19 protein-coding genes and 1 pseudogene are annotated in these 22,782 nt (G+C 53.2%); 11 read left to right on the plus strand and 9 right to left on the minus strand.

The features are described 5' to 3' along the window. Positions 1 to 6 precede the first annotated feature (6 nt). A complete protein-coding gene (gene dsdX, locus ACMYSK_RS19470; RefSeq protein WP_434637896.1) occupies positions 7 to 1,344 on the minus strand; it encodes a D-serine transporter DsdX in 1,338 nt (445 codons plus the stop codon). 225 nt (positions 1,345 to 1,569) lie between these two features. Here dsdX and dsdC point away from each other — a divergent pair, with 225 nt between their 5' ends. Then, a complete protein-coding gene (gene dsdC / locus ACMYSK_RS19475; protein WP_434637898.1) occupies positions 1,570 to 2,496 on the plus strand; it encodes a DNA-binding transcriptional regulator DsdC in 927 nt (308 codons plus the stop codon). 53 nt (positions 2,497 to 2,549) lie between these two features. On the opposite strand, the gene emrD is transcribed toward dsdC, so the two are convergent. The 4 genes and pseudogenes from emrD to tisB all read right to left on the minus strand — a co-directional run. Further along, entirely contained in the window at positions 2,550 to 3,734 is a 1,185-nt protein-coding gene (emrD, locus tag ACMYSK_RS19480) for a multidrug efflux MFS transporter EmrD (RefSeq protein ID WP_434637900.1), read from the minus strand. A 175-nt stretch (positions 3,735 to 3,909) separates the two neighbouring features. Beyond that, positions 3,910 to 4,743, minus strand: a complete 834-nt coding sequence (locus tag ACMYSK_RS19485; RefSeq protein WP_434637902.1) for an EamA family transporter — start codon at positions 4,741 to 4,743, stop codon at positions 3,910 to 3,912. 70 nt (positions 4,744 to 4,813) lie between these two features. Continuing rightward, positions 4,814 to 5,263: a GNAT family N-acetyltransferase gene (locus ACMYSK_RS19490; protein WP_434637904.1), complete on the minus strand. Its 450-nt coding sequence runs from the start codon at positions 5,261 to 5,263 to the stop codon at positions 4,814 to 4,816. A 90-nt stretch (positions 5,264 to 5,353) separates the two neighbouring features. After that, a pseudogene (gene tisB / locus ACMYSK_RS19495) lies at positions 5,354 to 5,468 on the minus strand (type I toxin-antitoxin system toxin TisB); the annotation flags it as partial. 548 nt (positions 5,469 to 6,016) lie between these two features. Here tisB and ivbL point away from each other — a divergent pair. The 3 genes from ivbL (at position 6,017) to ilvN (ending at position 8,196) form a co-directional block, all read left to right on the plus strand. After that, positions 6,017 to 6,112: an ilvB operon leader peptide IvbL gene (ivbL, locus tag ACMYSK_RS19500; protein ID WP_004869113.1), complete on the plus strand. Its 96-nt coding sequence runs from the start codon at positions 6,017 to 6,019 to the stop codon at positions 6,110 to 6,112. A 101-nt stretch (positions 6,113 to 6,213) separates the two neighbouring features. Further along, positions 6,214 to 7,902, plus strand: coding sequence for an acetolactate synthase large subunit (gene ilvB, locus ACMYSK_RS19505; protein WP_434637906.1), 1,689 nt, complete (start codon positions 6,214 to 6,216; stop codon positions 7,900 to 7,902). A gap of 3 nt (positions 7,903 to 7,905) precedes the next feature. Then, entirely contained in the window at positions 7,906 to 8,196 is a 291-nt protein-coding gene (ilvN, locus tag ACMYSK_RS19510) for an acetolactate synthase small subunit (protein WP_434637908.1), read from the plus strand. A gap of 148 nt (positions 8,197 to 8,344) precedes the next feature. On the opposite strand, the gene ACMYSK_RS19515 is transcribed toward ilvN, so the two are convergent. Then, the gene (locus tag ACMYSK_RS19515; protein WP_434637910.1) at positions 8,345 to 9,136 is read right to left on the minus strand and encodes a DeoR family transcriptional regulator; all 792 of its coding nucleotides are present in this window, start codon (positions 9,134 to 9,136) and stop codon (positions 8,345 to 8,347) included. Between the two features lie 336 nt (positions 9,137 to 9,472). On the opposite strand from ACMYSK_RS19515, the gene rbsK reads away from it, so the two are divergent. The 7 genes from rbsK to uhpT all read left to right on the plus strand — a co-directional run bounded on the left by rbsK (position 9,473) and on the right by uhpT (position 17,921). Continuing rightward, on the plus strand, positions 9,473 to 10,393 hold the full coding sequence (rbsK, locus tag ACMYSK_RS19520; RefSeq protein WP_434637912.1) for a ribokinase: 921 nt from the start codon (positions 9,473 to 9,475) through the stop codon (positions 10,391 to 10,393). Between the two features lie 27 nt (positions 10,394 to 10,420). Then, entirely contained in the window at positions 10,421 to 11,737 is a 1,317-nt protein-coding gene (gene fucP, locus ACMYSK_RS19525; protein WP_434637914.1) for an L-fucose:H+ symporter permease, read from the plus strand. Positions 11,738 to 11,748: 11 nt separating this feature from the next. Then, positions 11,749 to 12,762 carry an aldose 1-epimerase family protein gene (locus ACMYSK_RS19530; RefSeq protein WP_434637916.1) on the plus strand — a complete coding sequence of 338 codons (1,014 nt, stop codon included), beginning with the start codon at positions 11,749 to 11,751 and terminating at the stop codon, positions 12,760 to 12,762. A gap of 195 nt (positions 12,763 to 12,957) precedes the next feature. Then, positions 12,958 to 13,551: a transcriptional regulator UhpA gene (gene uhpA, locus ACMYSK_RS19535; protein WP_434637918.1), complete on the plus strand. Its 594-nt coding sequence runs from the start codon at positions 12,958 to 12,960 to the stop codon at positions 13,549 to 13,551. 17 nt (positions 13,552 to 13,568) lie between these two features. Further along, the gene (uhpB, locus tag ACMYSK_RS19540) at positions 13,569 to 15,050 is read left to right on the plus strand and encodes a signal transduction histidine-protein kinase/phosphatase UhpB (protein WP_434644226.1); all 1,482 of its coding nucleotides are present in this window, start codon (positions 13,569 to 13,571) and stop codon (positions 15,048 to 15,050) included. Between the two features lie 9 nt (positions 15,051 to 15,059). After that, entirely contained in the window at positions 15,060 to 16,388 is a 1,329-nt protein-coding gene (locus ACMYSK_RS19545; RefSeq protein ID WP_434637919.1) for an MFS transporter, read from the plus strand. Between the two features lie 141 nt (positions 16,389 to 16,529). Beyond that, positions 16,530 to 17,921: a hexose-6-phosphate:phosphate antiporter gene (uhpT, locus tag ACMYSK_RS19550; protein WP_434637920.1), complete on the plus strand. Its 1,392-nt coding sequence runs from the start codon at positions 16,530 to 16,532 to the stop codon at positions 17,919 to 17,921. A gap of 50 nt (positions 17,922 to 17,971) precedes the next feature. Here the strand turns inward: uhpT and ACMYSK_RS19555 are convergent, their stop codons facing one another. The 3 genes from ACMYSK_RS19555 to ACMYSK_RS19565 all read right to left on the minus strand — a co-directional run bounded on the left by ACMYSK_RS19555 (position 17,972) and on the right by ACMYSK_RS19565 (position 22,582). After that, a complete protein-coding gene (locus ACMYSK_RS19555; RefSeq protein ID WP_434637922.1) occupies positions 17,972 to 19,810 on the minus strand; it encodes an ATP phosphoribosyltransferase regulatory subunit in 1,839 nt (612 codons plus the stop codon). Positions 19,811 to 19,967: 157 nt separating this feature from the next. Continuing rightward, on the minus strand, positions 19,968 to 21,236 hold the full coding sequence (gene hisS, locus ACMYSK_RS19560; RefSeq protein WP_434637924.1) for a histidine--tRNA ligase: 1,269 nt from the start codon (positions 21,234 to 21,236) through the stop codon (positions 19,968 to 19,970). Then, positions 21,233 to 22,582: an amino acid permease gene (locus tag ACMYSK_RS19565; RefSeq protein WP_434644228.1), complete on the minus strand. Its 1,350-nt coding sequence runs from the start codon at positions 22,580 to 22,582 to the stop codon at positions 21,233 to 21,235. The genes hisS and ACMYSK_RS19565 overlap by 4 nt, the downstream gene beginning before the upstream one ends. Between the last annotated feature and the right edge of the window lie 200 nt (positions 22,583 to 22,782).

The raw sequence follows: 22,782 nt of genomic DNA on the forward strand, positions 1-22,782 counted from the left end.
TTGCGCTCAGATGATGAAAGAAAGCAGGAACGTGCAGGCTAGTGCAAGTAAGGATGCGATAAATGTGGCCGTTGTATAGTATTTGAACGTCTCACTCAGGCTCGCTCCGCAGTATTGTTTTACCAGCCAGAACAGGGAATCGGTGACGATCGTGCAGCCGATTGCGCCGGAACCGATGGCAATGGCGATGATCTCCGGGCTAACGCCAGGGTATAGCGGCAGCATCGGTGCGACGATGGCCGTGGCCCCCATCATGGCAACGGTGGCTGAACCGACCGCCGCATGCAGAATCAGGGCCACCAGCCAGGCCAGCAGAATCGGGTGCATATGCATGCCGGACAGAATCACCGCCAGTGAATCGGCCAGGCCGCTGGTTTTCAGGACCGCGTTGAACGCGCCGCCAGCGCCGATAATCAACAGGATATTAGCAATGGAGCCAAAGCCCTTTTCGGTATGGGTCAGCAGCGTGGCCATGCCCATATTCTGACGGATACCGAGGACGTAGTAGGCCACGAAGACGGCGATAAACATGGCGGTAATCGGGTTACCAATAAACTCCAGCAGCATATACAGCGTGCCGGTTTTGGCCATATTCAGCTCGGCGACGGTTTTCACTAACATCAGCGCGATCGGCAGCAAAATGGTCAGTAGCGTAGCGCCGAGAGACGGCAGCGTCTCTTCTTTACGGACTTCCAGATTCGCGAACTCAGCAGGAACCGCTTTAAACGGCAGACGGTTGCCCAGAAGCTTAAGGAACAACGGGCCGCCGACCAGCGAAGCCATCAATCCAACCAGCAGGCCGTAAACAATCACCGTACCGATATCGGCACCCAGCTTATTCGCGACAAACAGCGCCGCCGGGTGCGGCGGTACGACGCAGTGCACGGCCATTAATGCAGTACACAGCGGAATCGCCAACTTCAGCAGGGAGGTATGGGTCTTTTTAGCGATGGAAAAGGCCAGCGGAATCAGCAGTACCACGCCCACTTCCACAAACAGCGTTATCCCGCAAATCAGGCCAACCAGCACCATGATCACATCAACTGACAGCCAGCGGCAGCGCTGAAGCGTCAGGCCGATACGTTCGGCGGCGCCTGAGATTTCCATCATTTTGCCAAGAATGGTACCGAGGCCGATGACCGCTGCCAGGAAACCGAGGGTTCCACCAATCCCATTTTCAATGGCGTTGACCATATCCAGCGGGCTCATCCCCATCATGGCACCGACGAAGAAACTGGCTAACAACAGCGCCAGGAAGGGGTGAAATTTCAGTTTTACGATAGTCAAAACAATCAACACGATGCTGATTAATAACGTGCTCACAACCCAAATCTGAGATTCCATACCCCACCTCGCCCGTGAATAATATAGGGTTATTGAACAGAAAAACGGCATCGGCTGACAAACGATATAAATGGCCTTTCAGGTGAATTAGATTGAATCAAAATGGTGATTAATGTCTAAAAATGGCTTTTATTTGCGTTGTGGGTCACTTTTATTCATCTTTAAATCCACTTACCGCAACCATTTTTCTTACAATCATCGGTAAAAAAACAGGGGGATCGAACGATGGATATCAGTAAGGAGATAGGTAACCGGCTGCTGAATGGCTGGCAGCTGTCAAAGCTGTATACCTTTGAGGTGGCAGCGCGGCACGAATCTTTTGCGCTGGCGGCGGAAGAGCTGTCGCTGACTCCCAGCGCGGTGAGCCACCGGATGAATCAGCTGGAAGACGAGCTGGGTATTCAACTGTTTGTGCGCTCTCATCGCAAGGTTGAATTAACCCATGAGGGGCGGCGGGTGTACTGGGCGCTGAAGTCATCCCTGGATAGCCTGAATCAGGAGATTCTGGACATCAAAAACCAGGAGCTGTCGGGCACGCTTACCGTTTACTCGCGACCGTCAATTGCCCAGTGCTGGCTGGTACCGGCGCTCGGAGACTTTACTCGCCGCTACCCGTCGATATCGCTCACCGTCCTGACCGGCAACGACAACGTGAATATGCAGCGGGCGGGTATCGATCTGGCGCTCTATTTTGACGATCTGCCTTCATCGCAATTAACCCACCACTATCTGATGGATGAAGCGATTGTACCGGTTTGTACAGCCGACTACGCCCGCCAGCATCAGCTGCAACAAAATCCCGATAATCTTCAGCATTGCACCCTGCTGCACGATCGCCAGGCCTGGAGCAATGATTCCGGCACCGACGAATGGTTTAGCTGGGCACAGCACTTTGGGGTTAACTTGCCGCAATCGTCGGGCATTGGCTTCGATCGTTCAGATTTAGCGGTGATTGCTGCCATGAATCATGTTGGCGTGGCGATGGGGCGTAAACGGCTGGTGCAAAAGCGCCTGGCGAGCGGAGAGCTGATTGCGCCCTTTGGTGAGATGACGCTGAAATGCCACCAGCACTACTATGTGACTACGTTAGCGGGGCGCCAGTGGCCGAAAATAGACGCGTTTATTCACTGGTTACAGAGTCTGGCTCAATGATGTCTGGCGGACGCCCGGATAGGGCGCAGGCCACTATCCGGGGAGACTCAGACTTAAACCGGCTGCTGGTGGCGGCTGAAGCGCGAAGCCAGCGGCAGCCAGCACAGCAGAATCAGCAGACCCATCAGCATCATCAACAGTCCAAGGCTGCTTTGACTGGTCTGCGGCATCATCGCCGAGAGCCAGGCCAGTACGCCGGAACCGATGTTTTGCAGGCCGCCAACCAGGGCACCTGCCGTCCCGGCGAGGAACGGGAAGGGTTCCATTGCGCCGCTGGTTGCCAGCGGGAACAGCATCCCGGCGCCAAAGAAAAACAGCGCGGCGGGTACCAGTAGCGTCCAGACGGTCATGATGCCCATCAGACCCGGGATCCACATCAGTATCCCTGCCAGCAGACAGCAAATCACCGATTGCCACATCAGGGTCGAGAAACGTTTATTCGGGCGTCCGGCAAACCAGGCACCGAAGAAGGCCGCCGGAATGGGCAGAATAAACAGAATACTCACCGCCATGCTGCTTAAGCCCAGCACGGCGCCCATCAACACCCCTGAACAGGCTTCAAACACGGCGATGCCGGCGAGGCCGCCAATCAGCATCAGCAGATAGCAGTTAAACGCGGAGTTGCCGAACAGCGTTTTATAACTGGTTGCCAGCCGGGTGCGCGGTGCGCCAGCCGGACGCGTTTCCGGCATCCAGCGTGCCATGCTGAAGGTCACGATCGCACACAGTATGAGCAGGAACGCATAGCAGGCGCGCCAGCTCCACAGCGTATTGAGGATACCGCCAATCAGCGGCGCCAGCAGCGGACTGACCAGAATGCCCATGTTTAACAGGCTGTTGGCATGTCTGAGCTGGGCTCCTTCGTACAGGTCGCGCGGCAAGGTTCGCGCCATCACTCCGCCCACACCGGTTCCCATACCCTGGATGGCGCTGGCAATAATCAGCACCGTCAGGCTGTGCGTGGTGATGGCAACCAGCGTCGCCAGCATAAAAATAGACATTCCGATAAGGATCACCGGACGTCGCCCCACGCGGTCAGAAATCGGGCCATAAAAAAGCTGTGAGGTGCCATAGGTCAGCAAATAGGCCGCCATCACGCTCTGCACGGCGCCTTCGCGTGCGTTCAGCGAAATAGCCATATCGGCGATCGCCGGAATATAAATGGTCTGCGCCATCTGGCCAACGGCCACCAGCAGTACCAGCATCAACAACAAAGTGAAGTTCTTATGCCGTTTCATGTCGATGAATACTTTGTCAATAGAGATAAAAGAAGAATATGTGACTGGCACATCCCTTAAATGCTGGAGGAATCTACCACATAAAAATGACAGTACAACCACATAGTGATGATTGGTGAGGAATGACAGGCAGGTTTTGTAAACAATAATCGGCAACAAATGTTGCCATTCTGCACTAAGACAGACGCAGCAGGATAGCGCCTGCCGCGATACCGCAGGCGGCAACGATGCGCAGGGCGATAATCTTCTCTTTGAGCAGCACAAATGCGATGACGGCACCGAACAAAATTGAGGTTTCTCGCAGCGCGGCGACCACTGCCAGCGGCGCCTGGGTCATCGCCCAAAGCGCCAGGCCATAAGACCCCATCGTACTCAGGCCACCGATCAGGCCTTTTTTCCAGTGCTGACGCAGATAGCGGCTGGCTTCCTGGCGGCGGGCAATCATTGACCAGGTCAGCAGACAGGACCCGTTCATAAAAAAGGACCACAGTGTGTAGCCCAACGCGGTATCTGACAGCCGCACTCCTGTGCCATCAACCAGCGTATAGCCGGCGATAAAACAGGCATTAATAAGAGCGAGGGTGATGCCATAACCAGAGCTGGCCCGGCCGTTGAAGGCCATCGCGAGTATTGCCAGGCAGATAACGCCAATCCCTGTCCACGCCAGCGGTGACAGGGAGTCACCGAGGAGAGCAACGCTCACTACCGCCACCAGCAGCGGGGCGGTACCGCGCATCAGCGGATAGGTCTGGCTCATATCTGAGACCTGATAGGTTTTGGCGACCAGGACGGTGTACACCACCTGCAATGCGCTGGAAAGCACCAGATACGGTACGCTGGCCAGCGTGGGCTGCGGGGCGAAAGGCAAGGCCACCAGGGCGATCAGCGCAGCGGAGCCACTTACGCCAATCGCCGCGTACATCTTGTCTCCACTTGCTTTGACGATGGCATTCCAGCTGGCGTGCAGCAGGGCGGCGAACAGCAGAACGCAGAAAACGGTTATCGTCATGACGGATGTGTTGGGTAAATGGCAGAGACCTCGAACTGTAACACGAGCGTTTTCGGCCAGCCAGCTGCGCTTAAAGTGAGCAAAACAGGCGATGAGTGACCCGTGGCTCATCGTAAACCGGACGGAATCCGAGCGATTCATAAAATGGCCACGCCGACGGCGGCGCGTGGGTGTTGAGAAAATCGAACCAGGTGCCGGAGTGAGTGATGACGGCCACCAGCAGCTGCTGGCCGATATTCTGCCGACGGCAGGATTCGCTGATATATAAGTGGCGAATGCGCCCGGTTCGCAGCTGCGAGCTGAAGGGGTCAATATTCAGTCCGCAAACTCCCACCAGCTGCCCGCCGACAAAGGCACCTAGCAGTTTTTCACCCGGTGCATTAAAGCGGTTTTTCCCACTTTGCCAGTTCTCTGCCAGGCGACGTAGCATATTGAAATGCTGGGCGAGGCTTTCACTGCGCAGGGCAAGGAACCCGGGATCGTCCGGCGTTGTTGCGGCAATCAACAGCGGTGGTGGCATGGTTTTCTCCAGCAAGTCAGCATAAGGTTAATGGGAACCTCCTGTAGAGGGGCGGTTTCCCGCCCCTCTCAGGTGCGACTTGAACCTGAATCAGCGCAGCTGTTTCAGGACGGCATCAAGCAGTTGCAACACAGCAACCATGAGTTTCAGGATAAGAACAATAATATCCATTGCACCCATACGCGTCTCCTCTGGTACAGGAGCACGACCGGCTGGCGTACCTTTCCGCCGCCTGTTGCCAGCCAGGGTATACGCCGCCTGCGGGACACGTTGCCGTGACCAGAAGACAGTAGCGTATTTGTTGACGTAACACAGTGTGCTCTCTCGGGGTTAAGGCACTGACGGCACCACCCGTTTCAGCCAGGACTTTATTGCGCCGGTGATCCATGCGGCCCCGAATGACACAACGTGAACGCTTTCAGTATAAACAAGTACTGTATATATAAACAGTATTTTCTCGACAAATTTGTGCTCGTCGCCCATACTCTACTTCGGCGTAAACCGGGGTAAAATTGCGTGAACTCCCGTGAAAGCGTATACTTTTGTCGTTGACGTAATACAGTGTACTTGCGGTTACCAGCCGTAAACACGCTGAGGAAAAACCTCGCTTTGGCGGGGTTTTTTGTTTTTCCTGCCAGAATAAAAATTGTGATCCCTCACACAAATCCTCGTGGATGAAAATAAATCCGTTGTTTAATGGCGGCGCCTGTGTTTGTATAAATTCAGTTAAATTTTCGACACAACAGGTCCCTAATGAACGCTTCCATCCTGACTTCGACTCTACTAAAAACCGCGCCTGCCGCGGTGGTCGTCGTGCGTGTGGTGGTCGTCGTCGGCAATGCGCCGTAGGGTCCGGAACAACACGATTCCAAACCCCGCCGGCGCAAACCGAGCGGGGTTTTTTTTCGACACTCGCCCGGTAAGTCGGCTCAGAATAAAAGGACTGGAGCATGGCAAGTTCGGGCACAACATCAGAAAAAATGCGCTTTACCGGCGCACAGTTAGTTATTCATTTACTGGAGCGTCAGGGGATCACTACCGTTGCGGGTATCCCGGGCGGCTCTATCCTTCCGATCTATGACGCATTAAGCCAAAGCACCCAGATTCGCCACGTACTGGCCCGCCACGAGCAGGGCGCGGGCTTCATCGCTCAGGGGATGGCGCGCACCGAGGGCAAACCGGCGGTCTGTATGGCCTGTAGCGGTCCGGGTGCCACTAACCTGATCACCGCTATCGCCGACGCCCGTCTGGATTCGATTCCGCTGGTGTGCATTACCGGCCAGGTTCCGGCATCGATGATTGGGACCGATGCGTTCCAGGAAGTCGACACCTACGGTATCTCTATTCCCATCACCAAACATAACTACCTGGTACGCGACATTGCCGAACTGCCGCAGGTGATGAGTGACGCGTTTCGCATCGCTCAGTCAGGCCGCCCGGGTCCGGTGTGGATAGATATTCCTAAGGATGTGCAGACGGCGACCATTGAGATGGATGTCTTACCTGAGCCGGGCACCCGTACCGCGCCTCCGACATTTGACCGTACCAGCGTTTGTGATGCGGCAGCGATGATTAATGCGGCCAAACGTCCGGTGCTTTATCTGGGCGGCGGGGTGATTAACGCCCCTGAACAGGTTCGTGCGCTGGCGGAAAAAGCGAACCTGCCTACCACCATGACGCTGATGGCGCTGGGTATGTTACCGAAGGCGCATCCGTTGTCGCTGGGCATGCTGGGTATGCACGGCGCGCGTAGCACCAACTTTATTCTGCAAGAATCTGATTTATTGATTGTTTTAGGCGCACGTTTTGATGACCGGGCGATTGGTAAAACCGAGCAGTTCTGCCCGAATGCAAAAATTATTCATGTGGATATCGACCGTTCCGAGCTGGGTAAAATCAAGCAGCCGCACGTGGCGATTCAAGGGGATGTGGCCGACGTTCTGGCGCAGCTGACTCCACAGGTTGAGTCTCAGCCGCGCGACGAATGGCGCCAGCTGGTGGCGGACCTGCAGCGCGAGTTCCCTTCTCTAATTCCGCAGGAAAGCGATCCGCTTACGCATTACGGCCTGATCAATGCCGTTGCCGCCTGCGTTAATGATGACGCGATCGTGACTACCGACGTTGGTCAGCATCAGATGTGGGTTGCGCAGGCGTATCCGCTGAATCGCCCGCGCCAGTGGCTGACCTCCGGCGGACTGGGAACCATGGGCTTTGGTCTGCCGGCAGCGGTTGGCGCGGCACTGGCCAATCCACAGCGGAAAGTGATCTGTTTCTCTGGTGATGGCAGTCTGATGATGAACATCCAGGAGATGGCTACCGCGGCGGAAAACCAACTGGATGTGAAAATCATTCTGATGAATAACGAAGCGTTGGGGCTGGTCTATCAGCAGCAGAGCCTGTTTTATCAGCAGGGGGTATTTGCTGCGACCTATCCTGGGATGATCAACTTTATGCAGATTGCCGCCGGTTTTGGCCTGCAAACCTGTGATTTAAATAACGAAGCCGATCCGCACGCGGCGCTGCAGGCGATCATCGATCGTCCTGGTCCGGCGCTGATTCATGTACGTATTGATGCGGAAGAAAAAGTCTATCCGATGGTACCGCCGGGAGCGGCAAATACAGAAATGGTGGGGGAATAAACCATGCAACAGCAGACTCATGACAACGTTATTCTGGAACTCACCGTCCGCAACCATCCGGGAGTCATGACCCACGTTTGCGGCCTGTTCGCCCGCCGTGCGTTTAACGTGGAGGGCATTCTCTGTCTACCGATTCAGAACAGTAACCACAGCCGCATCTGGCTACTGGTGAATGATGACCAGCGGCTGGGGCAGATGATCAGTCAGATTGAAAAACTGGAAGATGTGGAAAAGGTGGTACGTAACCAGTCCGACCCTTCGATGTTTAATAAAATTGCCGTCTTCTTTGAGTAAAAGCCTATCCCATTAGGCTATTTTATTTGCCATTTTGGCCCTGGGCAGAGCGCCAGATCATCACGTACTACGCGTACGCTCTGGCTTTAGTGCACTGCCCGTCTCCAGACTGGCTGCGACAAGCTACGCCTACTGGGATGGCGCTAAGCTACTCACTTTCAGAATCCGGGGTGATGATTTTTACCGAACCATTCCGGCAGTGTGTGGCATAGTCTGCCGGTAATGGACGATCGCTGATAAGCACATCAAATGCTGACAGCGGAGCGATACTGGCAGGCGCGACATCGTCAAATAACGCGTAGCGCGCGAGCAGGATTTTTCGCAGGCCGCGTTCCATCGCTTTACGTTTGGTGGCGAGGTCTTCGGGGTTAAACCAGCTGACGCCAAAGTGTTCGTGTACGCCGCTGGCGGAAATAAACACTTTCCGCGGATTCAGCGAATCCAGCGCAGAAGGGTTGTTGGTATCGTAGAAGGCATCGCTCTTAGCCCGATAAGTTCCGCCACATAAAATGGCGGTGGCATTGGGCTTTTCATTTAAGGCCATAAATACCCGGTGTGAATAGCAAATACCGGTAAAGGTAATGTCATCGGGGATCATATTGATGACCAGCGGCATTTCGCTACCGTTATCAAAAAAGACCAGATCGTTTTCGCTCACCAGGCCGGCGGCAAGGATGGCAATCGGCAGCTCGTCGCGATGATGGGCTGGTTTCGCCGCAAGCGAAGGCGTGGCCGAAGGGGATGCTGGTTTATTCACCATGACCACGTAGCCGCCAAGCAGCGTGAGCGGCAGCGGTTCGTCATTTTCCAGACTGAGATCCCGGCGAATGGTCATCACAGAGACTTCCAGCATACGCGCGGCGTCTTTGAGATGGATTCGGTCGGTTTTCTTCAGCAGTTCCATCAGACGACGTATACGTTCTTTTTGCTTGGTCTCCATGCACACTCTCCGTAATTCATTAGGCAAATGTTCCTCTGGTAACATTTCTGTCCCTGCTGAAACATTATGCGTTCACATTACTATACTGCGCGTCTTTTGGAATTAAAAGTCTGATAGATCTCATTTTATTTATTATAATCGTTTTATTTTCATGTTGTTATGTATGTTGGCGTGCATTTTAATTCTCTTTCCTTCACTACCTCTCGCATTTTTATGGTCGTTAAATAAACAGATAATGATACTGCAATCGCGATCATGGTCACAAATGGTACTAAAGTAACATGATAATGTTACGATAATATCATTGTTGTGTGATTGTTTCTGAGAGGTAGTAAAATGGATATCGCGGTTATTGGCTCCAACATGGTGGATCTCATCACCTATACCAACCAGATGCCAAAAGAGGGTGAAACCCTTGAGGCGCCGGCGTTCAAAATTGGCTGTGGCGGGAAAGGGGCCAACCAGGCCGTGGCGGCCGCTAAGCTCAATTCTAAGGTGCTGATGTTGACCAAAGTGGGAGATGATATCTTTGCGGATAACACGATTCGCAATCTTGAGTCCTGGGGCATCAATACCACCTATGTTGAAAAAGTCCCCTGCACCAGCAGCGGCGTCGCGCCAATCTTTGTGAATGCCAACTCCAGCAACAGCATTCTTATTATCAAAGGCGCCAATAAATTTCTCTCTCCTGAAGATATCGATCGCGCCGCAGAGGATTTAAAAAAATGCCAGCTGATTGTTTTGCAGCTTGAGGTTCAGCTGGAAACGGTTTATCACGCTATCGAATTTGGTAAAAAGCACGGCATTGAAGTGTTATTAAATCCGGCACCGGCACTGCGTGAATTAGATATGTCTTATGCCTGTAAATGTGATTTCTTTGTTCCTAATGAAACCGAGCTTGAAATATTAACCGGCCTGCCCGTTGAAACTTACGATAATATTCGTACCGCCGCCCGGAGCCTCGTTGAAAAAGGCCTCAATAATATTATTGTGACCATGGGTGAGAAAGGCGCGCTGTGGATGACGCGCACTCAGGAGGTTCATGTTCCGGCGTTTAAAGTCAGCGCGGTAGATACCAGCGGCGCAGGCGATGCCTTTATTGGTTGCTTTGCGCATTATTACGTCCAGAGCGGAGATGTTGAATCCGCCATGAAAAAAGCCTCTCTCTTTGCCGCCTTTAGCGTCACCGGGAAAGGCACACAATCGTCTTATCCCAGTATCGAGCAGTTTAATGAATATCTGTCGTTAAACGAATAATCACCCTGCACTGTAAAAGGTAGCACTATGAACGATAAAAACATCATTCAGATGCCTGACGGCTATCTGAACAAAACCCCTCTGTTCCAGTTTATTTTGTTATCCTGCTTATTCCCTTTATGGGGATGTGCTGCGGCGTTAAATGATATTTTAATTACACAGTTTAAAAGCGTATTTGCATTAAGTAACTTTGCTTCCGCATTGGTACAAAGTGCATTTTATGGCGGTTATTTTTTAATTGCGATCCCGGCGTCATTAGTCATTAAAAACACCAGCTATAAGGTTGCTATTCTCACCGGGCTCACGCTTTATATCGTCGGCTGCACGCTCTTTTTCCCGGCCTCGCACATGGCAACCTACACCATGTTCCTGGCCGCGATTTTCGCGATTGCCATCGGCCTGAGCTTCCTGGAGACGGCAGCGAACACCTACAGTTCGATGATCGGCCCCAAAAGCCATGCCACACTGCGCCTGAACATCAGCCAGACCTTTTATCCGATTGGCGCAGCAGCCGGTATTTTGCTGGGCAAATATCTGGTCTTTTCCGATGGCGAAAGTCTGGAAAAACAGATGGCTGGTATGAATGCCGAGCAGATTCATAATTTTAAAGTCCTGATGCTGGAAAACACCCTTGAACCTTACAAGTACATGATCATGGTACTGGTGGTGGTCATGGTGCTGTTCCTGCTGACGCGCTTCCCGACCTGTAAGGTTGCGCAGACAGCAACGCATAAACGCCCGACGGCGGCCGATACGCTGCGCTACCTGGCCAGCAATGCGCGCTTTCGTCGCGGGATTGCCGCTCAGTTCCTGTATGTCGGGATGCAGGTCACCGTCTGGTCGTTCACCATTCGTCTTGCGCTGGAGCTGGGCGATATCAACGAGCGCGATGCCTCAACCTTTATGGTCTACAGCTTCGCCTGCTTCTTTATCGGCAAGTTTATCGCCAATATTTTAATGACCCGTTTCACGCCGGAAAAAGTGCTGATTATCTACTCGATCATCGGCGCGCTGTTCCTGGCGTATGTGGCGCTGGCGCCAAGCTTTAGCGCAGTGTACGTGGCGGTGCTGGTGAGCGTTCTGTTCGGACCATGCTGGGCGACTATCTACGCCGGCACGCTGGATACGGTTGATAACGAACATACCGAAATGGCCGGTGCGGTCATTGTGATGGCGATTATTGGTGCCGCCGTCGTGCCTGCGATTCAGGGCTTCGTGGCCGATATGTTCCATTCGCTGCAGGTCTCTTTCCTGGTACCGATGCTGTGCTTCATCTACGTGGGCGTCTATTTCTGGCGCGAGTGTAAAGTCCGCCGTTCGCTGACCGAAGCGACGGCATCCTGAGGAGAAAGCTCATGACGACACGTTTACCTTTATGGCGTCAGCTCTTTAGCGAGCAGCCTCGTACGCTGCTGGCGAATGATGACTTCACGGTAACGGCCTTCCGCTATGCCAGCGGCGTAGAGGGGCTACGGGTGGAGAATGCGCGCGGCCATCTGGTGATTTTGCCCTGGCTGGGGCAAATGATCTGGGACGCTGAATTTGACGGTCACGACCTGACCATGCGCAATATGTTCCGCGAGCCGAAGCCGGCAGCGGAGGTGGTGGCGACATATGGCTGCTTCGCCTTCCATTCGGGACTGCTGGCGAACGGCTGCCCGTCGCCGCAGGATACCCATCCGCTGCATGGTGAAATGGCCTGCGCCACCCTGGATGACGCCTGGCTGGAACTGGAGGAGGGCTGCCTGCGCGTGGCGGGACGCTACGAATACGTAATGGGTTTTGGCCATCACTATGAGGCGCGTCCTGCGGTGGTATTGCACAAAGCCAGCGCGCTGTTTGATATCCAGATGGCGGTAACGAATCTTGCTTCTGTTGCTATGCCGCTACAGTACATGTGCCATATGAACTATGCCTACGTGGCGCAGGCGACCTTCAGCCAGAATATTCCAGATGAAGCGCTCACGCTGCGTGAATCTGTACCGGCTCACGTGCAGCCAACGGAGTCATGGCTGGCTTTCAATCAACGTCTTGTGCAAGGGGAAGCCTCGCTGACCACGTTGAGTGAGCCTCAGTATTACGATCCGGAAATTGTTTTTTTTGCCGATAGGCTGGATCGCTACACGAATAGCCCGGAATTTCGCATGATAGCGCCGGATGGCACCACGTTTATCACGCGATTCTCCAGCGATGAGTTCAATTACGTTACCCGCTGGATCCTCTATAACGGCGATCAGCAGGTGGCCGCCTTCGCGCTACCGGCTACCTGTCGGCCTGAGGGATTTCTGGCGGCCCAGCGTAATGGCAGCCTGATTTCGCTGGCACCGCAGCAGACCCGGACCTTCACGGTGACTACCGGCATCGCATGAGGCGGATAATCCTGCACAAGGCTTGAACAACGCGCGATAAACATAATCCTTCAAGTGGCAGCAAGTCTGAGAATCCCCAGGAGCTGACTTAAGTCAGTGACTGGGGGAAGCAGACGCAGCCAACGCAGACGCCGCTTGAAGGATGCAGTTTATATCGTTAAGGTAAGCGCGTTTTTTAACCCGCCAGGATACGTCATGACCACCATTGCCCTTATCGACGATCATCTTATCGTCCGCTCCGGTTTTGCGCAGCTGCTGGGGCTGGAAGCCGATTTCCAGGTGGTTGCTGAGTTCGGCTCCGCACGCGAAGCCTTGACGGGGCTGCCCGGGCGCGGCGTTCAGGTCTGTATTTGTGATATTTCGATGCCGGATATGTCAGGCCTTGAGCTGCTCAGTCAGCTGCCTAAAGGGATGGCGACTATCATGCTCTCGGTTCACGACAGCCCGGCGCTGGTAGAGCAGGCGCTAAATGCCGGCGCCCGCGGTTTTCTCTCTAAACGCTGTAGCCCGGATGAGCTGATCGCCGCGGTCAGAACGGTGGCGACCGGCGGCTGTTACCTGACGCCGGATATTGCCATGAAGCTGGCGGCGGGCCGCCAGGATCCTCTTACCCGCCGTGAGCGCCAGGTGGCGGAAAAGCTGGCGCAGGGGATGGCGGTCAAAGAGATCGCCGCCGAGCTGGCATTGTCGCCAAAAACCGTTCACGTACATCGCGCTAACCTGCTGGAAAAACTGGGCGTCAGCAACGATGTTGAGCTGGCGCGGCGCATGTTCGATAGCTGGCAATGAAACCGTTCCTCTCCCGGCTGCTTTCGGTGGCCGGCTGCTTCTGTATTTTCTCTGCCGCGTGGTTTTGCCTGTGGAGTATCAGCCTGCACCTGGTTGCACGGCCGGACCTTGCCGTTCTGCTGTTTCCCTTCGGTCTGCGTCTTGGTTTGATGCTCCAGTGTCCGCGCGGCTACTGGCCGGTGTTGCTGGGCGCGGAGTGGCTGCTGATTTTCTGGCTGGCGCAGGAAGTGGCGCTGGCGCATCCGTTAATATTGATGATCGGAAGTGTGCTGGCGCTGCTGCCGGTGACGCTTATCTCGCGTTTTCGCCATCAGCGCGACTGGCTAACTCTGCTGCGTCAGGGCGGGGCGCTGATTGCTGCGGCTTTGCTGCAATCGCTGCCGTGGCTGCTGGAGGGGAAAGAGGGGCTGAACGCGCTGCTGCTGACCCTGACCGGCGGCCTGACGCTGGCGCCGACTTGCCTGGTTATCTGGCACTATCTCACCAGCACCGTCTGGCGGCCGCTGGGGCCATCGCTGGTTTCGCAGCCGGTGAACTGGCGAGGACGACACCTGATCTGGTATCTGCTGCTGTTTACCGTCAGCCTCTGGTTGCAGCTGGGATTACCCGCTGAACTCTCGCGGTTTACCCCTTTTTGCCTGGCGTTGCCGATTATCGCCCTGGCCTGGCACTACGGCTGGCAGGGAGCGCTGATTGCGACCCTGATGAATGCTATCGCGCTGATTGCCAGTCAGACCTGGCACGATCATCCGGTGGACCTGCTGCTCTCTCTGCTGGCTCAGAGCCTGACCGGACTGCTGCTGGGGGCCGGGATCCAGCGCCTGCGCGAACTGAACCAGTCGCTGCAAAGCGAGCTGGCGCGCAACCGGCGGCTGGCGGATCGGCTGCTGGAAACGGAAGAGAGCGTGCGTCGGGACGTGGCGCGCGAACTGCATGATGATATTGGCCAGACCATCACCGCCATTCGAACCCAGGCGGGGATTGTTCAGCGTCTGGCGCCGGAAAACGGCGGTGTGAAACAGAGCGGTCAGCTTATTGAGCAGCTTTCTCTGGGGGTTTACGACTCGGTGCGGCGCCTGCTGGGCCGCCTGCGCCCGCGTCAACTCGACGATCTGTCCCTTGAACAGGCGGTGCGTTCGCTGATGCGCGAAATGGAGCTGGAAGACTGCGGGATGGTCAGCCATCTGGAGTGGCGTATCGATGAGTCCGCACTGAGCGAAAACCAGCGCGTGACCCTGTTTCGTGTCTGTCAGGAAGGGCTGAACAACATCGTGAAACACGCCAGCGCCAGCGCGGTAACGCTACAGGGCTGGCAGCAGGAGGAACGGCTAATGCTGGTGCTTGAGGATGATGGCTGCGGGCTGCCGCCGGGCACCGGGCAGCAGGGCTTTGGCCTGACCGGCATGCGCGAGCGTGTGACGGCGCTGGGGGGAACACTCACTATCTCCTGCACGCACGGTACCCGCGTTTGCGTCAGCCTGCCGCGACGTTATGTTTGAGGAATGATGATGCTGAGCTTTTTTAAATCCCCGCCTGATGCCGCGCCGATTGCCGATAAGCAAGCGCTGGATGAGCGCTATCGCTACTGGCGACGGCATATTCTGACGACCATCTGGCTGGGCTACGCCCTGTTTTATTTTACGCGCAAAAGCTTTAATGCCGCCGTGCCGGAAATCCTCGCCAGCAACGTCCTGACGCGCAGTGATATTGGCCTGCTGGCGACGCTGTTTTACATCACCTACGGGCTGTCGAAGTTTTTCTCCGGCATCGTCAGCGACCGTTCCAACGCCCGCTATTTTATGGGGCTGGGCCTTATTGCCACCGGCGTGGTCAATATTCTGTTTGGCTTCTCTACCTCGCTATGGGCCTTTGCGCTGCTGTGGGCGCTGAACGCCTTTTTCCAGGGCTGGGGCTCGCCGGTGTGCGCCCGTCTGCTCACGGCCTGGTATTCGCGTACCGAACGCGGCGGCTGGTGGGCGCTGTGGAATACCGCGCACAACGTCGGCGGAGCGCTGATTCCGATGGTGGTCGGCGCGGCGGCGTTGCACTACGGCTGGCGCACCGGGATGATGATTGCCGGGATGCTGGCGATTCTCGCCGGGCTGTTCCTCTGCTGGCGGCTGCGCGATCGGCCACAGGTTGTCGGGCTGCCCGCGGTGGGCGACTGGCGGCATGACGAGCTCGAGATTGCCCAGCAGCAGGAAGGCGCGGGGCTGACGCGCAAAGAGATCCTCACCAAATACGTGCTATTGAATCCCTATATCTGGCTGCTGTCGCTGTGCTACGTGCTGGTATACGTGGTGCGGGCGGCGATAAACGACTGGGGCAATCTCTACATGTCGGAGACGCTGGGCGTCGACCTGGTGACCGCCAACTCGGCAGTGACGATGTTCGAGCTGGGTGGGTTTATTGGCGCCCTGGTGGCTGGCTGGGGATCGGATAAGTTATTTAACGGCAACCGCGGGCCGATGAACCTGATTTTCGCCGCCGGAATTTTACTCTCGGTTGGCGGGTTATGGCTGATGCCCTTCGCCAGCTATGTGATGCAGGCGGCCTGCTTCTTTACCACCGGCTTCTTTGTGTTTGGCCCCCAGATGCTGATTGGTATGGCGGCGGCGGAGTGTTCCCACAAGGAGGCGGCGGGCGCGGCAACCGGGTTCGTCGGGCTGTTTGCCTATCTTGGGGCATCGCTCTCCGGCTGGCCGCTGGCGAAGGTGATGGAAATCTGGCACTGGAGCGGTTTTTTCGTGGCGATCGCCATTGCCGCCGGGATTTCTGCACTGTTACTGCTGCCGTTTTTAAACGCTCAGGCGCCAAGAACCGCCAGCGAAGCGTGACCTGCCTCTCTTTTTTGCCCCGAGTGGGGCAAAACTAAGAAATTTTCCCGGTTCCGCCTGGACGCTGTCTCAGGCCTGTTGCGCCGCGGCTTTTTACAATGCCTGCCATTCGCAGGTATAAAAATTAGCCCGGAGTGTCCTATGCTGGCCTTTCTAAACCAGGTGCGCAAGCCGACCCTGGATCTGCCGCTCGACGTGCGGCGTAAGATGTGGTTCAAACCGTTCATGCAGTCCTATCTGGTGGTCTTTATCGGCTACCTGAGCATGTATCTGATTCGCAAGAACTTTAATATCGCCCAGAACGATATGATCTCGACCTACGGGTTGAGCATGACCCAACTGGGGATGATAGGCCTCGGCTTCTCGATAACCTACGGCGTAGGTAAAACGCTGGTGTCTTACTATGCGGACGGCAAAAACACCAAGCAGTTTCTGCCGTTTATGCTGATCCTCTCCGCTATCTGTATGCTCGGTTTTAGCGCCAGCATGGGAGCCGGTTCGACCAGCCTGTTTCTGATGATAACCTTCTATGCACTGAGCGGTTTTTTCCAGAGTACCGGCGGTTCGTGCAGCTATTCAACCATTACCAAATGGACCCCGCGGCGTAAGCGCGGCACCTTCCTGGGCTTCTGGAATATTTCTCACAACCTCGGTGGCGCGGGTGCGGCTGGCGTGGCGTTGTTCGGCGCGAACTATTTGTTCGATGGCCACGTCATCGGCATGTTTATCTTCCCGTCGATTATCGCGCTGATTGTCGGTTTTATCGGCCTGCGTTTTGGTAGCGACTCCCCGGAAACCTACGGTCTCGGTAATGCGGAAGAGCTGTTCGGCGAGGAGATCAGCGAAGAAGATAAAGAAACGGAAGAGAATGCCATGACCAAATGGCAGATTTTCGTCGAGTATGTGTTGAAAAACAAAGTCATCTGGCTGCTGTGTTTCTCCAACATCTTCCTCTACGTGGTACGCATTGGTATCGACCAGTGGTCGACGGTCTATGCCTTCCAGGAGCTGAAGCTGTCGAAAGAGGTCGCGATTCAGGGCTTCACCCTGTTTGAAGTCGGGGCGCTGGTCGGGACGCTGCTGTGGGGTTGGCTGTCGGATCTGGCGAACGGTCGTCGTGCACTGGTGGCCTGTATCGCGCTGGCGCTCATTATCGCGACCCTTGGCGTTTACCAGCACGCCAGCAATCAGTATGTCTACCTGCTGTCGCTGTTTGCCTTAGGCTTCCTGGTCTTTGGCCCGCAGCTGCTGATCGGCGTCGCCGCCGTGGGCTTCGTCCCGAAAAAAGCAATTGGTGCCGCTGACGGTATTAAAGGCACTTTCGCCTATCTGATCGGCGATAGCTTTGCCAAGCTGGGGCTGGGGATGATTGCTGACGGTACGCCGGTATTCGGACTTACCGGCTGGGCGGGCACTTTTGCGGCCCTCGACGCGGCCGCTATCGGCTGTATCTGTCTGATGGCCATCGTCGCGGTCTTTGAAGAACGTAAAATTCGCCGCGAGAAAAAGAAACAAATTTTGCAGTGTGCCTGAGTTATTGAGTATTGGTAACGTTGCCCGGCAGTGATGCCGGGCTTTTTTTGTTACATCATGAGTGAATGACTCAAATGGGCGACAACATCATTAAGTGAAATCTGTACCCAATAATGATTTTCTTCGTCGTAAAATGTCACTTCGGTCTCACTACCATCAATAAGTAAAATAAAGCGAGCGCCCAGGCGTTGGGCATTTTTTTGTCTGGTCGAGAGACGTAAAGAAGAGCAGTCATTCAGAATGCTTAAATGCGGAAAACTACGGCGTAAGCGCCGGCTCAGGGTTAATGCGACACGGCGGGCTCTCTCCTGACATGGAATAATCACCAGATCAATATGCTTCCCGGGGAAGTTATCTTTGTGGGTACTGCTTAATAAATGCATGATAGGTTCCAGCATAAAAGCAAACCCACAAGCGGATACGGGGTGGCCAATTAGCTGGCTGGCCGTATTATCATAGCGGCCACCACGGCATAATAGTTGATGGCGATGTGAAGTGTCAGAGTGCCATTCAAAGATAAGGTCATTGTAGTTATTCACGGGGAAAAGTTTGCGATCGTGGGTAAAAGGGATACGCAAAGCCGTAAGTGTATCACAGAGTATTATGAATCTTTGACGTGAGTGAGGCGAGATCCAAGACTCTAATTGCGGGGCCTTCTCTGCAAGACGCTGCATTAAACTGTCGTTGTCGGTTAACAAATGCTCCGGGCGAATGTTGAGCCAGTTCAGTTGTTGGGTGTTCAACAGAGCAGAGAAGGGGCGGTAGTATTGCTGAAGAGCGTGGCGAAAATGCGTAAACTCTTCTTGGTTTCCGGTAGTATTTACCCTGAGGTTAATAAAAGGTAATAATTGAAGTGATTTAAAAAAATCAAACTGCAGTGAAATTAATTCTATTTCAATTCCTATATCAGAATAACCGAAGGTCTCAACACCCAGTTGATGAAACTGACTAATATTTTGCTGGTGTTGACGACGGAACATTGTACCCTGGTACCAGACCCGGGTTTCAGTTTGCAAATTTTGATGCTGTGAAAGAAGTCGTAAACAGCCCATGGTGCCGTCACCACGGAGTAGGGCTTGATGATTTAATAACAGCTCGCCAGACTCGGAAGAAAAAGATTGAGTTAAATCTTCTTCAAGCTTTTCTAGCAAAGGGGTTCTTATTTCATGATAACAATACTGGCGTAATAAATATTCGGCTTTTTTTTCTAGCCATTCCCAGGTAGCTGCTGGATTCTGGTCATGTTTTCTGGGACGTCCTATTTTACGCGGGCGTAAATTTCTTTGAAGTTTATCCTCAAGAGCTTTAGAGTATGACGTTGTAGCCAGCAAGCAATTTTGCGTTAATGCAGACTCAATTCGCGTTATTATTGCTGGACTCATGCTACCGAGGCAAAACTGTTGGTAAATATTTCGGCGTTGTAATGCATTTTCCCCCAGGCGCAAATACTCGTCGTGAGGTGTAATCCGTTCCTCAGGTGCATCGGCGGAGCTATGATGCGTGAATTCGTCAGCACAGTGGCATTCAATATATTTTTTAGCGAGTAAAAAATACGCATTGGGTTCGACTGGGCTGCAATCGTAACGACTGTCCCATAACGTGCCATGTCGTTGATGACGGTGATTGAAATCATGAGTGTAACCTTTCCCAAGATGCTGCATAAATCGTCCCAGACTTTCTTTATCAGGGGCAGAAAGAAGTAAAGTTATTTTTTGCAAAGACAATGAGTATGCATGCAACTTTATTTTGTAAATTGCTAATGCATTATCAATACAATGATATAAGTTACTAATGTCTACATCATCTTTAAATATAACCTCATCATTATGCCCTGACAGTTTTACAAGATGAGGGATACCATCAATGAATAATCTGCTTTTTCGTGGCATAGTTAAATAACTTAATTTAGTAAGTGATAATATAAGGAGGAAACTGCGATGGTTATTTTAGTCTGTTTATCATGGTGTTAACCATTTCTATTCCCATGTTTGAATATCTTACAAGAGCTACCAAAAAACAACAAGGGTAGTTTGATAGCTCAGTTTTCTATTTGTGACTAATTTCAGAAATCTGTGATTTTATTTCCTCTATGGTCATTGATTCTTGCTTGTTATTTTGTAGATTCCAAAGGCGAAGATTTTCATCAGAGTTAATTGTAAGAACGTATTGGCAACCACTTTTAAGTGCATTTTGATGCTGGCGTTTTAATTTCGCGCCACTGCAATCAGTCAACACATTTAAACCTGGCAAGTCTCTTCGCAGCAAGCAAGCCAGCATTTGCGCGCGAACACCTCCATCACTTAACTCGCTGGTAATGGCGATATCAGGTGCTGATTGCCATTGCGGATTCTGGCCGTCAGAAACGGTTTGCAGCAGTAAGAGTAAACGTTCAATGCCGATGGCAAAACCGCATGCAGGAAGTCTCTTGCCGCTAAACAGCTCTGCGAGGCCATCGTAGCGTCCGCCACCGCACACTGTCCCCTGAGAGCCTAAATCATCTGTTACCCATTCAAAGACGGTTCGAGAGTAATAATCTAAACCTCGGACCAAACGTGGGTTAATCCGATAGGTAATTCCGGCATTATCTAAAATCGTCCGTAAGGTATCAAAATGCTGACGAGATTCCTCGCCCAAAAAATCAAGCAGACGTGGAGCTTGTTCGATAACGTTTTGAATATCAGGATTTTTGCTATCGAGAATTCGTAATGGGTTAATAGCAAGGCGTTTTACACTATCCTCGTCGAGGAGATCGGCATGCTGAGTAAACCATTTGACCAGTTCTTCGCGATGCGCCTGCCGTTCTGCGGATGTGCCCAGTGAATTTATTTCAAGGCGGACGTTCTGCGTGATATTTAAATCTTCGAAGAGATCCCGGACCATAAAAATGAGCTCGGCATCCACGTCGGCGCCGGACATACCGAATGCTTCGATACCAAATTGCGTAAACTGGCGTAAGCGGCCCTTTTGTGGGCGCTCATAACGAAACATCGGCCCTTGATACCACAAACGCTGAGACCTGTTGTAGCACATATTATTTTCCAGTACTGCACGCATACAGCCGCTGGTTCCTTCCGGTCTCAGGGTGATATGTTCACCGCTTTTATCCGTAAAATCATACATTTCTTTTGAAACAATATCGGTAGCCTCACCAACGGCTCGCTCAAATAGCGTCACGGGCTCGAGCAGTGGCAACCGCATCTCCTGATAACCGTAACGAAACGCCATATGGTGGAGCTTTCTTTCCAACCACTGCCACATGGGGGTTTCATCCGGAAGAACGTCTCTCATACCTCGTATAGCCTGGATCCTGCTCATAGCAACTCCTTACTTAACTTAGAAAAAGATGATTTAGTTGAACGTGTTTCAGAGGCGCCCTTTGTTTGACGGTGGCGCCTGGCAATGTAGAAAAGATAAAGAGGGAGGGTCGCCAGCTGTAAAACAATCCCCCATACCACCGTTGCCGAGCTTTCTGTCATAAGGGCCAATGTGATGAAACAAAGCGCAACAACGCTGAGGCAGCAGTAGCCGTAGAAATTTTTCTTCTCCTGGTGGTTGACGACCATCATTACCGGTAGTGATATGGCTGCAAAAGCGTATGGCAGTAGGCTGGCAGAGATGGCCAGGGTAATAATGGTTTTGAACTGGCTTTGTAAATCAGGTGAAAGCGTTAGCAGCAGGAGTAAGGTCATCAAAGAGGCAGTGAAAACGAGCCCTGCCCACGGAACACCATGGCGGTTTATTCGTGCAAAAAAATCCGGTAAAAGTCCGTCCTCTGCGGCGGCTCTGGGGACTTCGGTTTGTAGAATTTGCCAGCCAGGCATCGCGCCAAGACAGGCAATAACTACCATACCGGAAATGAGAGAACCGGCAACTTTTCCCCACATCGCGGCAGCGCTGTCGGCAAAGGGGGAGGACGAATTCACCAGAACATCATGTGGCAGTATGCCCATCATGACATTGGTAGATGTGGCATAGCATAAACCAGCAATGGCTAAGCCAAGTAATGTCGCCAGAGGGACGGTACGACGAGGATTTTTTACTTGCCCATAAGAGACTGATGCCGATTCAATGCCGAGAAATCCCCATAAAGAGATCATGGCAGCGTTGATAATGGCTTGCAGGTCGCTATGGTTGCTGACATTCCAGCTCATCTGATAACGCCCGGTATCAAAATGCCACCAACCCAGAACACCAATGCTCAGGATGACGATGACCATGCACCCGCCGGTAAAAAGCTGAGCGTATCCCATTAGCTTTGCACCTCTTAATCCCCATAGGACGGAGAGCCACAGCAAGATAATACAAGCGCTGGTGCCGTAGAGAGGGTTGTGCAGCGAGGGAAAGAAATAGGAGAGATAGCCTACACCGGCAAGTAGTAAGGCACAGTTGCCAATCCAGGTTGATAGCCAGTAAAACAGTGTCATTTGCAGGCCAATGAAAGGGCCAAAACTCGCTGTAATGCTGGCAATAATCCCACCATTACGTGGAAATAATGCACTCATTTTGCAAAAAATGAGTGCTAATGCGGTAATGACTAAAAAAGCGACCCCCCACCCCCACACGGAAATCGCACCAATGCGCGCGAGTGTGGCGGGGAGCATAAAGACGCCACTTCCCATCATATTTGATGCCGTCATCACTGTCAGGGCGAGCAGTCCCATCTGATTTGTTCTCGCACAGCATTTACTCATGCCAGTCCCCATTAGGTGGATGATGAAAAACAGTCGCAGCGGAGTCTGATGTCTCCCCGGTGAATGTCTCAGGCACAATTTTGTCGTTGCAACATATCGACAAAGCGGTAATCTGAATCAAGGCTCTGTTGACACAGAGCCTGAAGGACGCACCGATATTGATTGGTCTC

Origin of the sequence: Klebsiella sp. I138, from assembly GCF_051131765.1 — a bacterium.
GTDB lineage: Bacteria > Pseudomonadota > Gammaproteobacteria > Enterobacterales > Enterobacteriaceae > Klebsiella.

What these genes read in the sequence shown, in the direction of transcription:
- dsdX (WP_434637896.1), bottom strand. Translation starts at nt 1,344, where the DNA reads ATGGAATCTCAGATTTGGGTTGTGAGCACGTTATTAATCAGCATCGTG.
- dsdC (WP_434637898.1), top strand. Translation starts at nt 1,570, where the DNA reads ATGGATATCAGTAAGGAGATAGGTAACCGGCTGCTGAATGGCTGGCAG.
- emrD (WP_434637900.1), bottom strand. Translation starts at nt 3,734, where the DNA reads ATGAAACGGCATAAGAACTTCACTTTGTTGTTGATGCTGGTACTGCTG.
- ACMYSK_RS19485 (WP_434637902.1), bottom strand. Translation starts at nt 4,743, where the DNA reads ATGACGATAACCGTTTTCTGCGTTCTGCTGTTCGCCGCCCTGCTGCAC.
- ACMYSK_RS19490 (WP_434637904.1), bottom strand. Translation starts at nt 5,263, where the DNA reads ATGCCACCACCGCTGTTGATTGCCGCAACAACGCCGGACGATCCCGGG.
- ivbL (WP_004869113.1), top strand. Translation starts at nt 6,017, where the DNA reads ATGAACGCTTCCATCCTGACTTCGACTCTACTAAAAACCGCGCCTGCC.
- ilvB (WP_434637906.1), top strand. Translation starts at nt 6,214, where the DNA reads ATGGCAAGTTCGGGCACAACATCAGAAAAAATGCGCTTTACCGGCGCA.
- ilvN (WP_434637908.1), top strand. Translation starts at nt 7,906, where the DNA reads ATGCAACAGCAGACTCATGACAACGTTATTCTGGAACTCACCGTCCGC.
- ACMYSK_RS19515 (WP_434637910.1), bottom strand. Translation starts at nt 9,136, where the DNA reads ATGGAGACCAAGCAAAAAGAACGTATACGTCGTCTGATGGAACTGCTG.
- rbsK (WP_434637912.1), top strand. Translation starts at nt 9,473, where the DNA reads ATGGATATCGCGGTTATTGGCTCCAACATGGTGGATCTCATCACCTAT.
- fucP (WP_434637914.1), top strand. Translation starts at nt 10,421, where the DNA reads ATGAACGATAAAAACATCATTCAGATGCCTGACGGCTATCTGAACAAA.
- ACMYSK_RS19530 (WP_434637916.1), top strand. Translation starts at nt 11,749, where the DNA reads ATGACGACACGTTTACCTTTATGGCGTCAGCTCTTTAGCGAGCAGCCT.
- uhpA (WP_434637918.1), top strand. Translation starts at nt 12,958, where the DNA reads ATGACCACCATTGCCCTTATCGACGATCATCTTATCGTCCGCTCCGGT.
- ACMYSK_RS19545 (WP_434637919.1), top strand. Translation starts at nt 15,060, where the DNA reads ATGCTGAGCTTTTTTAAATCCCCGCCTGATGCCGCGCCGATTGCCGAT.
- uhpT (WP_434637920.1), top strand. Translation starts at nt 16,530, where the DNA reads ATGCTGGCCTTTCTAAACCAGGTGCGCAAGCCGACCCTGGATCTGCCG.
- ACMYSK_RS19555 (WP_434637922.1), bottom strand. Translation starts at nt 19,810, where the DNA reads ATGCCACGAAAAAGCAGATTATTCATTGATGGTATCCCTCATCTTGTA.
- hisS (WP_434637924.1), bottom strand. Translation starts at nt 21,236, where the DNA reads ATGAGCAGGATCCAGGCTATACGAGGTATGAGAGACGTTCTTCCGGAT.
- ACMYSK_RS19565 (WP_434644228.1), bottom strand. Translation starts at nt 22,582, where the DNA reads ATGGGACTGCTCGCCCTGACAGTGATGACGGCATCAAATATGATGGGA.